The organism is Comamonas composti DSM 21721, from assembly GCF_000429845.1.
GTDB lineage: Bacteria > Pseudomonadota > Gammaproteobacteria > Burkholderiales > Burkholderiaceae_C > Comamonas > Comamonas composti.
On sequence record NZ_AUCQ01000047.1, the window covers coordinates 1 to 11704 of the forward strand.

General features: G+C 61.0%; 12 protein-coding genes and 3 pseudogenes. 8 read left to right on the forward strand and 7 right to left on the reverse strand.

The features are described 5' to 3' along the window. Positions 1-207 (forward strand): hypothetical protein (locus tag G486_RS24445; RefSeq protein WP_211233804.1); only part of this gene is annotated, 207 nt, incomplete at its 5' end. Then, a complete protein-coding gene (gene gloA, locus G486_RS0116660; protein ID WP_034388171.1) occupies positions 204-653 on the forward strand; it encodes a lactoylglutathione lyase in 450 nt (149 codons plus the stop codon). The genes G486_RS24445 and gloA, both read left to right, overlap by 4 nt. An 88-nt stretch (positions 654-741) precedes the next feature. On the opposite strand, the gene G486_RS23165 is transcribed toward gloA, so the two are convergent. Together G486_RS23165 and G486_RS0116670 are read right to left on the reverse strand one after the other, a co-directional pair. Further along, positions 742-1263, reverse strand: coding sequence for a hypothetical protein (locus G486_RS23165; protein WP_156920073.1), 522 nt, complete (start codon positions 1261-1263; stop codon positions 742-744). A gap of 302 nt (positions 1264-1565) precedes the next feature. Then, on the reverse strand, positions 1566-2078 hold the full coding sequence (locus tag G486_RS0116670; RefSeq protein ID WP_027016558.1) for an OmpA family protein: 513 nt from the start codon (positions 2076-2078) through the stop codon (positions 1566-1568). Between the two features lie 173 nt (positions 2079-2251). On the opposite strand from G486_RS0116670, the gene G486_RS0116675 reads away from it, so the two are divergent. The 4 genes from G486_RS0116675 (at position 2252) to G486_RS22650 (ending at position 5508) form a co-directional block, all read left to right on the forward strand. Beyond that, a complete protein-coding gene (locus tag G486_RS0116675; protein ID WP_027016559.1) occupies positions 2252-2842 on the forward strand; it encodes a gamma-glutamylcyclotransferase in 591 nt (196 codons plus the stop codon). 158 nt (positions 2843-3000) lie between these two features. Further along, positions 3001-3579, forward strand: coding sequence for a superoxide dismutase family protein (locus G486_RS0116680; RefSeq protein WP_034388173.1), 579 nt, complete (start codon positions 3001-3003; stop codon positions 3577-3579). Positions 3580-3659: 80 nt separating this feature from the next. Then, positions 3660-4307 carry a pyridoxamine 5'-phosphate oxidase gene (pdxH, locus tag G486_RS0116685; protein ID WP_027016561.1) on the forward strand — a complete coding sequence of 216 codons (648 nt, stop codon included), beginning with the start codon at positions 3660-3662 and terminating at the stop codon, positions 4305-4307. Between the two features lie 136 nt (positions 4308-4443). Further along, positions 4444-5508, forward strand: coding sequence for a tyrosine-type recombinase/integrase (locus tag G486_RS22650; protein WP_245587355.1), 1065 nt, complete (start codon positions 4444-4446; stop codon positions 5506-5508). A 79-nt stretch (positions 5509-5587) separates the two neighbouring features. Here the strand turns inward: G486_RS22650 and G486_RS0116695 are convergent, their stop codons facing one another. From G486_RS0116695 to G486_RS22655, 4 genes and pseudogenes are all read right to left on the reverse strand, one after another. Next, the gene (locus G486_RS0116695) at positions 5588-7753 is read right to left on the reverse strand and encodes a TonB-dependent receptor domain-containing protein (protein ID WP_034388177.1); all 2166 of its coding nucleotides are present in this window, start codon (positions 7751-7753) and stop codon (positions 5588-5590) included. Positions 7754-7993: 240 nt separating this feature from the next. Next, a complete protein-coding gene (locus G486_RS0116700) occupies positions 7994-8491 on the reverse strand; it encodes a hypothetical protein (RefSeq protein WP_027016563.1) in 498 nt (165 codons plus the stop codon). Between the two features lie 111 nt (positions 8492-8602). Continuing rightward, positions 8603-9157 (reverse strand): peptide-methionine (S)-S-oxide reductase MsrA, encoded by a 555-nt coding sequence (gene msrA, locus G486_RS0116705; protein WP_027016564.1) that lies wholly within the window; start codon positions 9155-9157, stop codon positions 8603-8605. 133 nt (positions 9158-9290) lie between these two features. After that, a pseudogene (locus tag G486_RS22655) lies at positions 9291-9431 on the reverse strand (IS3 family transposase); the annotation flags it as partial. 273 nt (positions 9432-9704) lie between these two features. On the opposite strand from G486_RS22655, the pseudogene G486_RS22660 reads away from it, so the two are divergent. Beyond that, positions 9705-10587 (forward strand): annotated as a pseudogene (locus tag G486_RS22660) (tyrosine-type recombinase/integrase). Positions 10588-10596: 9 nt separating this feature from the next. After that, positions 10597-11382, forward strand: a pseudogene (locus G486_RS22665) (IS91 family transposase); the annotation flags it as partial. A gap of 43 nt (positions 11383-11425) precedes the next feature. Here the strand turns inward: G486_RS22665 and G486_RS23720 are convergent. Further along, positions 11426-11704 (reverse strand): integrase core domain-containing protein (locus G486_RS23720; protein WP_156920074.1); only part of this gene is annotated, 279 nt, incomplete at its 5' end.

Sequence of the window (11704 nt, forward strand, 5' to 3'; positions counted from 1 at the left end):
GTCATAGATTTCTCCAGATTCGGCCTGCTGTCAGGCCATTTTTACGGGAAGAAATCTCGCTTAGCCAACTGTTCAAAAAACCGGGGCCACTTCTTCCGGCAAGCACGACATCCCGTATGCCATCTACAAACTGCTGAGGTTGCTCAACCGACCGCACCGCTGGCCCAATACTTCAAGGCCATGTTCACGGGCACAATAAGGCCATGAGATTTCTACACACCATGCTGCGCGTTGGCAATTTTCAACGCTCCATTGACTTCTACACGCAAGTGATGGGCATGCAGTTGCTGCGCACCTCGGAGAATCCCGAGTACAAATATTCGCTGGCCTTTCTCGGCTTTGAAGGCGGCAATCCCGGGCAAGCCGAGCTTGAGCTCACATACAACTGGGGAACGGAGAGCTATGACATAGGCACGGCCTACGGTCATATCGCCTTGGGCGTGCCCGATGCCTACGAGGCCTGCGCCAAGATCCGGGCTGCAGGCGGCAATGTCACGCGCGAGCCCGGGCCGGTCAAGGGTGGAAGCACGGTCATTGCCTTCGTGACCGACCCCGATGGCTACAAGATCGAATTAATACAAAATAAATCAATGAATTATGAGGATGTCCGTCACTCATCCGCCCAAAATATTGACCCGCTGCGCAGCGCGTAGCAGGTAGGCCACCTATTCCCGCCCGTGCGGTCCGCACCCTGCTTTCGCAGGGCGAGTTCTCACTGGCCGATCCGCCTCGCAGACAAACCTACTTTGCGTAGCTGCTTCGTGCGCGGATGCCCCAGCGACCCTCAACCTTTTCCAGGATGTACAGCGAGGGCTCTGCAGCGATAAGACTGTTGTCCTTCTTGTAACGGTTGAAGGTCACGACCACGTGCACTTTCTCTTTGCCTGCCTGCACGATCTTGCGCGCTGCCCATTCCGAATGGTTCCATCCGGATGGCATGGCTGTCAGCTTCAATGCCGCATCCTTGTATGACTGCGCGTCCGGCACAATGAAAATCTGCTGGCTGGCGATGCGCGCATGCGGGAAGAGATATGTTTCAAGATGCTTGTCGATGTAGTCCTGGAGCGGCATGCGGAAGTTGGCCATAAACTTGTCCAACACGGCCCAGATCTCTGCAGCATCCTCGGGCGCCACCGCGACACCGGGCTCGATATCCTTCAACCCCGGCTTGAGCGCCTGCGCGTCGGCGGCCATTGGTGCTGCCACAAGCAGCCCCGCGCCCATAAGTGCGGCGTAGCGCCGATTGATCGATGCACGTGGCATGCAAGTCTCCTCTTCGTTCCAGCGGCAGAGGACTCAAATCCTAGCCATCAGCCGGAACTGGCTTGGTTTTTAATGGATATGACAGAAACCGTATATCGTAGGATGCACATATCCGCATCGCATCATGGAATACCCCCGCAGCCCTCTGTTGTGCAGGAATTGAACCACTGCCTGTTGTTCACCAGGACCTATGGCTTGCACTGATTCACTTTTGCCTTGGCCATCAAAAAAACCATGGACAGACCTGCGTCTGCTCCATGGTTCATGCTTTGACGTCCCCGGTTTGAACCCGGGGCCAGGATTCATTCCAGGACAATGACTTCCACGCGACGTGCTTCGGCATTGCTGCCGCTGGCCTGCATTTGCTCAGGCTTTCTGAGCTCCATCTGCTCGACGACCACACCCAAATCCTGCAGTGCCGCAAAAACTGCCTGGGCACGCTTCTTGGCCAGCTCGGCATTGATTTCTGCGCTGCCGGTTGCATCGTGAAAGCCCGAAATCTGCACGCGCTTGCCTGCGCGAGCGCCTTCAACAATCCCCGCCAGGGCCTGATTGGCATCTGCCGCGAGCTCGGCCTGGGCCGAGGCAAAGTAGAACTTCACCACGCCGCCTTCGACCACAACGCGCGCCGAATCCACTTCGATCACGCTCTGCGGAGCCTGCACGACAGATGCTCCAGCGCTCGCATCTGCACTGCGTGCAATGCCGCGCTTGTAAACCACCGTGCTCACCACCGAGGCCAGAAGCACCGTGATCAAGATGGCTAAAAAGCCCAGAGCAAAGCGCTCCTGGCTGTCGTTATCAGAACCGGACATGTAAACCCCCTGTACTCAATAAAGAACAAATTGGCAAAACCCTGCAATTGTAAATGCAGGTAATTCCGTGGCGGTCTGCCGACGCTCGCAAGGCCCGGGATTTTCTTAAGGAGTGAGAGCAGGCACCATGGCGATGTTGCACAAAACACAAATCCGATCCATTCCATCCGCCCATGTCTGCCCTGCCCGTTTTTGCCCATGCCCACCGCAATCAAATCATCATGCTTGAACAGACCCTGCAGCGCTGGGGCGGCCAGCAGGATCTGTGGGTGTTTGCCTATGGCTCGCTGATCTGGCGCCCGGACTTTGTCTTTGCCGAGCGCCGCGCCGCCCGGGTCTATGGCTGGCACAGGGCGCTGAAGATGTGGAGCACCATCAACCGCGGAACGCCTCAATGCCCCGGTCTGGTGTTCGGCATGCTCTCGGGTGGCAGTTGTCAGGGCATGGCTTACCGCATTCCCAAGGAACAAGGCCTGGAGGTGTTGCGCCAGCTCTGGCAAAGGGAAATGGCAAATGCCGTGTATGACCCGCGCTGGCTTGCCTGCCATACCGAGTACGGCCCGATCCAGGCCCTGGCCTTCACCCTGTCGCGAAGCAGCCCGAATCACACCGGCGAATTGGCAGCACATGAATACCAGCGGATCTTCAGTCAGGCCCGAGGCATTTACGGCACGACGCGTGATTATGCGCAGTCGACTTACGACGAGCTGCTGCGCCTTGGCATTGCCGACAAGGCATTGCAGAGGCTGCTCGCCCATATATGAAAAAGCGAGCGCCTAGCGCTTGCCAGTCAATGAATTCAGCATGATTTTTCTTTGTAATCCTTACCAGACAAGCGCTAAGCGCTCTCTTTTCAGATAAATCCCAAGACCCTTGTCGCGTTTTACGCGGAAATTATTCATCTTTTCCAGGAGGTCGTTTCATGCCAGGTTCTGCAAGCTCACCCGCCCTGAAGTCTCTGCGCCGTCTGAGCTGTCTTGGTCTGGCCATGGTTGCTGTCGGCTGCAGCAGCCTGGTGCCCGCGCCCAAGCCAGTCAAGATATCGGCCACCGCCCTGCTGGCTCCCACACAAGGCAGCCAGGTCAGCGGTGAGTTGGGTCTTGCCAGCGATGCCAAAGGAGCCGTGCGCATACAAGGCAAGATCCAGGGGCTCAGACCCAATAGCGAGCACGGCTTTCATGTGCATGAGAAAGGCGACTGCTCCAGCGCCGATGCATCGAGCGCCGGCGGACACTTCAACCCCACGGGCCAGCCTCATGGACACTTTGACTCCTCGGCCCATCATGCGGGCGATCTGCCAAGCCTGCGCGCCGATACACAGGGCGTGGCCACGCTGAATTACGTCTCGCGCAGCATCTCCTTGGGCCAGGGAGCCAGCGATGTCATAGGAAAAAGCGTGATCGTGCACAAGAATGCAGACGACTACACCACCCAGCCCGCAGGCAATGCCGGTCCGCGCCTGGCTTGCGGCGTGATCACGCGCACCCCTGCCCGCAATTGAGCCAGTTGAGCAACTGCCGCGCTGTGCCGCAACAATGCTCCTGGGCCAAGTCAACGGCCAGAGGCGGCACAATACAAGGCATGAGCAGCTTATCTTCTTCGATTGCCGACCTGCGCAAAAGCTATGAGCGTGCGGAGCTCAGCGAGTCGTCCAGCCTGGACAGTCCTCTTGAACAGTTCGACCAGTGGCTGCAGCAGGCCTTGAAGGCCCAGGTTCCCGAGCCCAATGCCATGACTCTGGCTACGGTTGCAGGCGATATGCGCCCCAGCACACGCATCGTGCTCATCAAGGGCTATGACGAGCGCGGTCTGGTCTGGTACACCAATTACGACAGCCGCAAGGGCCAGCAACTGGCGGGCAACCCTTTTGCAGCCCTGCAGTTTCATTGGGTGGAGCTTGAGCGTGTGGTGCGCATCGAGGGCTGCGTGGAAAAAGTCAGCGCAGAAGAAAGCGATGCCTATTTTAACAGCCGTCCTCTGGATTCGCGCATAGGAGCCTGGGCCAGCCCCCAGAGCCAGGTGATCAGCGGGCGCAGTGTCCTGGTGGCGAATGCGGCCAAATACGGTGCCAAGTATCTGCTCAACCCTCCTCGCCCGCCCCATTGGGGCGGCTTCAGGCTGGTGCCTGAGCGCTGGGAGTTCTGGCAAGGCCGGAAAAGCCGCTTGCACGACCGGCTTTGCTACCGGCTGGAGAACAACGCCTGGGCCCGTGAACGGCTTGCTCCTTGATGACTGCAGCAGGGCAAGAGGCCCTGCTGTGAAGAAAGAGAGAATAAGGCTTGCATGAAGGAGTTCTCTTTTCGAAGATGAATATTATTTCATGTAAGTTACATTGACGACCTGGGAATCAAGAGATGAAATGTCCATGAGTATGTCTATTCCTGCCGATGCTTTTCCAGCGCCTGCCCCGGTAGATCCGGCACATTCCAAGCCGCCCGATGGACCAGAGCTGTTTCGCCATTGGCTAGTCTGCGAAGGCTCCAAGGCCTGGGATCCGCTGGACACCACGCCGAATGGCGGCTATGAAAAGGTCTGGCATGCCTGGCTACGCAGCCTGGACAAGACCTCCCTGCCCTCGGCTTCTGCGCTCCATGCACAGTCCAAGCCCTGGCATGAGGCCACGGCCGTTGACGTACAGCGCTTTCTGCAGCCGCGCCAGGGCCAGCGCAGCGGCCATTTGCCGGGGCGCCAGGTCAGTGAGGTCACGCGCAGGCGCTATTGGCGATTGCTGGAGCGCATTTACGAGCATGCACGTGAGCAAGGCTGGATCAAGACCAACCCGGCTCAAGGCCTGGCCGAGCACGAGCGCCCTGCTTCCGAAGACGGCCAGGGCCACTGTCTTTCCACCCAGCTATGGCAATCCCTGCCGCGTCACATGCCTCAAGAGCTGGGCTTTCAGGCCGCACGTGATCGCGCCATCTTGCTGCTGCTCTACGAGCTGGCCCTGGCGCCCGAAGAGGTTCGTGGTCTTTGCTGGGCCGATGTGCTCACGGCTCAGCAAAGCATCTGGCGCCCTGGATATGCAGCAGCCCCTGCCCTGCTGCATATCCAGGGCGCCCGCGCAGCCCAGCAGCGCAGCCTCCAGCTGCCAGCCGGGGCTGCGGCCGCCCTGCGCGATTGGAGCCAGGCCAGCAGTGGTCAGCGCGGCCCCTCGGTTCTCGCGCCCGAGGCCACGGTGTTTTATTCACGCGAAGGACAAGCCTTGTCCGTGCGCGTGCTGTTCCATGTGGCATCCCAGCTCATACAGCGCGCCCATGCAGCCCAGGGCCCGGTCGATCAGAAGACGCCGTTGCATCGCGTCGGCCCCCAGGTCTTGCGCAATACGACCCTGGTGCAATGGCTGCGCGAGGGCAAGCCGCCCAGTGAGGTGGTCGAGCTCGCCGGGTTGGAAAGCGCCCGCGCTCTGCGCCATCTGCAACATTATCTGTAGCAGCCAACGCAGAGCCAGCATGATTCTCAAGGCATGCACTCGGGCGGCGCAGCCGCTGAGAAAAGCGGCTGCGAGCAGCTTAGAACATCACCTTCACGCCCACAGTGACGTTGCGCCCCATGAGCGGCGCCGCATTCTTGATGAACGAGGTGTGCGCATAGGCCAGGCGGTTGTTGAGGTTCTGGCCCTTGATGAAGAACTGCCAGGGCGTGCCGCCTGCCGTACGCATCTCGTAGCTGGCCGAGAGGTTCAGCATGCCGTAGCCCGAGGTTTCGCTCTCGAAAGCCGCAGTGCGGTTCTGGCGCAGCACCTGCACCCACTCGATCTGGCCGTCCCAACCCTTCCAGAAGGTATCCAGGCGCAGACCCACGCGCTTGGCCGGAATGCGTGGCAGAGCCGCGCCACCGTCGAGACGCGCACGCACCGCATCACCGAACAGGGTCAGGCCCCACTGGCGCGAAAGCTTTTGCCGCACCTGGCCCTCGACGCCCGTGAAGCGCGCATCAGCCTGGGTGTATTGCAGCAGTTGCAGCCCATGCATCTCATCCAGCGTGGCGCCGTAGATATAGCCCTTGACGCGGTGGTGGAAGACATTGGCGCTGAACGTGGTGTCGCCAGCCGTCTTGGCCAGGCCCAGATCCACGGCCTGGGAGCGCTCGCGCTTGAGGTCGGAATTGCCGCGCTCGTAAGTCGCCGTGGCCATGTGCAAGCCGTTGGCGTAGAGCTCTTCGGCCGTGGGCAGGCGGTTGCCATGGGTGAACGAGCCCGTGAGCTTGTAGCCCGGCGCAAACTTCCAGACCGAGCCCAGGGACAGCGAGGTCGCATGGTGCTTGCGCGTCAGCTCACTGAGCTGGGCCTCCACGCTCTGGCGTTCATGACGCAGGGCCGCCTGCCAGCGCCAGTCCTGCCAGCTGTATTCCTCCATCAGATAAAGGCTGTTGCGCCGCGTCTTGGTGGGCTCGACATAGGCCTCCTCGCCCACGGCGCTGAACTTGCGCTCCATGGTCTGCAGGCCCAGCACGCCGCGCCATCCGGCCACGGGCTCGTGTTCCAGCTCCAGGCGCAGGTCATTGGCGCGGTTCTTGAAAGTCGTGGCCACAGTCCCGCCTTCGATTTCGTCGTGACGGTAGTCAGTCCAGCCGCCGCGCAGACGCGCCGCAGCAATGCCTGCCACGGGATTGCGCCACTCTCCGCGCAGATCCCAGCGTTCGCTGAGCAAGTCCACAACGGGCACACCGTGCGCGTGGTCATGGTCGTGGTCATGGTCATGCCCGTGTCCATGATCGTGATCGTGATCGTGCCCATGGTCGTCATCGTGGCCATGGCCGCCGCAGTGCAGATGGTTGCCATGGGTGTGGCAGCCCTCGAAGCTGTGGTCATGCCCGGGCAGGCCATAGCGTGCCTCCTGGCGCGTATAAGCCAGGCCCAGATAGCCCTGGTCGCCAATCCAGGAAAGCCCGAAGCTGCCGGTATTCGTACGGTTGAAACTGCCTTCGACCTTCTTGCCCTGGCTCCAGCCACTGCCCACACGGTAGTCACCCGCATCCCGGGCCATGCCTTCGGCATGCACGGCCAGATTGCCGGCTCCGCCCGTGAGCGAAAACGCCCCTGCTGCCTCGCCCGCCCCGGTGTTACCGCGCAACTGGGCCGAGCCCGTGATGCCGTTTTGCGGAATCGCGGTGGGGATCTTGTCATCCAGCATGTTCACCACGCCGCCCATGGCAGCACCGCCGCCATAGACCAGGGCCGCCGGGCCGCGCAGCACCTCGATCTGCGTGGCCAGCATAGGCTCGCCCGCAACCGCGTGGTCGGGGCTGATGGTCGAGGCATCATGCAACTCGGAACCATCGCTGAGCACTTGCACGCGCGGGCCGTCCATACCCCGGATGATGGGCCGGCTCGCGCCCGCACCGAAATGGCTGGAGTGGATGCCGGGCTCGCCATCCAGGGTCTCGCCCAGCGTGGCCGACTGGCGCAACATCAGGCTCTGGCCTTCGAGCACGTTGACGGGCGAAGCCATATCGCCAGCCTTGAGCCCCAGGCCGCTCGCAGAGACCCGGACCTCGCTCAGGGCCGTCTCGGCCACCGCCGCCTGCTGCATTGGCTCACCAGCCTCCTCGGCCGCGACAGCCTGGCCCCAGGCGCCCAGCGCCCCGCTCAAGAGCAGCAGTTGCATCAAGGGCTTCAGCCTGTTGCCCTGATAGGGAGTCTGGTGCACGAAGCGCTGTGTATTTTTCGATTTCATCACTGATATTTCCTGAGGCACCGGGCAAGAGCCGCGCACGCAGCCACGCCCTGGAGCGGTAGATCCATGGACCCGGCGCCAGATTAAAAATGCCTGTAACGCTTGTATAGCAAGCGCTAATAGCTATTAATATAGGAGTAAACAACTGCAACCAAGCCGTCTTGCAGCCGCAGGCGGGCGCGCCTGGCCCGCACGGGTCAAGCGACGGGCAGGCAGGCGTCAGGCGCCTGCGCCCGGTGTTCAGGCAACAGCTGTTTCGGTGATGAAGCGCGGCGGCGCACGCGCATGAAAGAAGGCCGTGGGCACACGGCCGTGAGCCACCTGAGGCTCGGGCATGGGCCGCGCATACTCGGCCCAGTAAGGCGGCAGGTCCAAGACCGGCGGTGGCCCGGCCAGCGCCTCATGGCACTGGTCGAGCAACTGGCAGTCCGCGGGACCGTGGCCTGCAAACAAGGCATGCACCCAGTCCATGGCCACTGCGCAATCTGCAGCGCCCAGGTCTGCAGCCCCGCCCCACGCATCCTGGGCTGCATGTACCGTGCAGCCCGCATGCATGTTGTCGCCCTGCGCCGCGCTCCCCGTCTGCGCGCCGGCGTGCACCACACGGTGCATCTGGCCCAGCATGGGCGCGAGTGCCAGGGCCCAGACCAGCAGGCAGTTGAGCACCCCCAGCCACAGACCACGCCCGCGCTGTACAGCACGGGCTGATGATCGTGGAGGATGGGAATACGCAAACATGGAGCGAGGCTTGAAAAAATCGTGCCCAGTGTATAGCTGTTCAGGCCCGAGCCGGTTCATGAACCTGACATCAGGTTCTGATAGAGCGCCCGCGCAGCAGGGCTGACACGCTCACTCGTTGAGCCAGCGCCCGAAGGCATGGCGGAATTTCTCCACCTTGGGGCCGACGACGAAAGCGCAATAGCCCTGGCCCGGATGATTGGCAAAATAGTTCTGGTGGTAGTCCTCTGCCACCCAGTAAATGCTCAGGGGCTGGACCTCGGTCACGATGGGCGCGTCATAGGCACCGGCCTCGTCCATTTCGGCAATCAAGGCCCGGGCCGTCACGGCCTGCTCCTCGCTGCTGGTATAGATGCCGCTGCGGTATTGCGTGCCGACATCGTTGCCCTGGCGGTTGAGCGTCGTGGGATCGTGGGTGCCGAAGAAGATCAGCAGCAGATCGCGCAAGCTGATGACTTCGGGATCGAAATGCACTTGCACCACTTCCGCATGGCCGGTCTGCCCCGTGCAGATATCCTCGTAACTCGGGTGGGCCAGATGGCCGTTCGCATAACCGCTTTGCACCCGGCTCACACCACGCACGCGGCTGAAAATGGCCTCGGTGCACCAAAAACAGCCGCCGCCAAGACAGATAGCCTCTTGACTTAAGCTATTGTTTTTATTCATAATTTATCAAAATTCTTCAAAGGAATTTCACAAAGATTTCACATCAAAGTAAGCAATGTGACCTTGCCCCTGGAATCCGTACCCCATAGCGGAGTTACGAATTGGCTTTCCTGGCTTGAGCCACATGCCAGTCTTACTCAAACTGCATCGGGCTGACGTATGCCAGCGTCGAGTGCAGCCGCTCTCGGTTGTACCAGAGTATCCAGTCGATGACTTCATCCTTGGCTTGGCGCCGCGTCATGAAGCGCTGCTGGCCATGCAGTCGCTCTACTTTAAAGGCCGAGGGTGTACAGAATTTTGCGTAAACGGACAATCCATCGCAGGCTATAGCCTGCTTGTCCGAAAACACAATGACAACCAAGAAGCACGAAGTACTGCAAGAACTGTTGACCAAGCTGTTCTATCTAGCATTGCGCAATATCAGTCAGAGGACTAAACCGCTCGCGCGGTAGTGCGCCGCGAAGGCCCTGCTGCGGGGTAAACATGATGCCCCTCTCTAGCTTGGAGGGCGAGGCAATCGGCCTCGTCCTTCGACAGGAGCGCGATCATGACCCCCTCGGCCCTAACCGTCCCAGCCATCTCACCGCTGCGCCAACGGATGCTTGACGACATGCGTATGCGCAAGCTGGAGCCTCGCACCCAGGAGGCCTATATCCGAGCCGTACGCAAGCTGGCAGCCTATCTCAAGCGCTCACCCGACACAGCCACCGTGGAGGATCTGCGCAATTTCCAGCTGCATCTGGTAGACACGGGCTCGTCCCCGGTGACGCTCAACGCCACGCTCACCGGGCTGAAGTTCTTCTTTGACATCACGCTGGGGCGCATTGAGCTGATGGCCAAGATGCAGCCTGTGAAGCTGCCCCGCACCTTGCCCACCGTGCTCAGCTGCGAGGAAGCCTCCCGCCTTCTTGCTGCAGCCCACAACATCAAGCACCAGGTGGCCCTGTCTGTGGCCTATGGGGCAGGTCTGCGTGCCAACGAGGTCGTCAACCTCAGGGTGACGGATATCGACAGCGAGCGCATGACCTTGCGTGTGGAGCAAGGCAAGGGTGCCAAGGACCGCTACGCCATGCTCAGCCCCGTTTTGCTGCAGCGCCTGCGCACCTGGTGGCATCTTGCGCATTCCCAGGGCAAGATGCTGCCCGGTGGCTGGTTGTTCCCGGGTATGACACCCCTGGAACCCCTCTCGATTAGCCAGCTCAATCGCGCAGTGCATGCGGCTGCCGAAGCCGCAGGCATCCACAAGTGTCACAACCCACACCCTGCGCCACAGCTTTGCCACGCACCTGCTGGAGCGCAAGGTCGATATCCGCGTGATCCAGGTGCTGCTGGGGCACAAGAAGCTGGAGACCACATCGATCTATGCCCACGTCGCCACCGACCTGCTGCGCGAGGTGATAGGTCCGCTGGAGCCCATGTCGCCCGCCTGAGAGGGCTGTGTGCAGCGGCCCCGCCTGGAGGTCGCCGACATCTTCCGCGAGCATGGGGACACCTGGCGTGAGAGCCAGCGTGGTCACCTGAGCCGGGCCCAGCTCAAGGTCATGTCGGCCATTGAACAGTGCCGCACTGCGGCGCTGGGGGGACATGTCTTGCGCTGCGAAGGCTGCGCCACCGAACAGGTGAGCTACAACTCCTGCCGCAACCGTCACTGCCCCAAGTGCCAAAGCGCTGCTGCCAAGCGCTGGCTCGATGCCCGCCAGGCCGACCTGCTGCCCGTGGAGTATTACCACGTGGTCTTCACGCTGCCTGCGCCCATTGCAGAGCTGGCGTACCAGAACAAGGCCGAACTCTATGGCCTGCTATTTGATGTGGCTGCCGAGGTTCTGCAGACCATCGCTGCGGATCACAAGCATCTGGGGGCTCGCATTGGCGCAACCCTGGTGCTGCATACCTGGGGATCGGCACTGACGCACCACCCCCATGTGCACGGCATCGTGCCCGGCGGCGGGCTCTCGTTGGATGGCACGTCTTGGCATGCCTGCAGGCCGGGATTCTTTCTGCCGGTGCGTATGCTGTCCAGGCTGATGCGCAGGCGCTTTCTGGAAGCACTGTGGCTCCTACACCAAGGCAAGCGCTTGAAGTTCTTTGGCGAGCTCGCCGCATTGGCGGATGCCGCCTGTTTCAGGAAGTGGCTGGCCCCACTGCGCCAATGTGAGTGGGTGGTTTACGCCAAGCGCCCATTTGCCGGGGCTGAAGCGGTTTTGGCCTATAGAAGTGGTCCCACTTGTTTGAACAATTCAACCCAGTTGCTAAGCGAGATCCTCGGGGTTATGCCGGCTGCATTTGTGCAAACGGCAAAGCTGCAAAGTACGCCTCATCAGGGGTCGCTCGGTTGTGGGCCTGATGGGGGCGCTGTGAATTGTAGAACTCCAGATACCGGGCAATCCCGCAGCGTGCAGCACGCACGCTGTCATAGGCTTTGAGATAGATCTCCTCGTACTTGATGGAGCGCCACAGACGCTCGACAAACACGTTGTCACGCCAGGCGCCCTTGCCATCCATGGAGATGCGAATACCGTGGCGCTTGAGTTGTCCTGTGAAGGCATC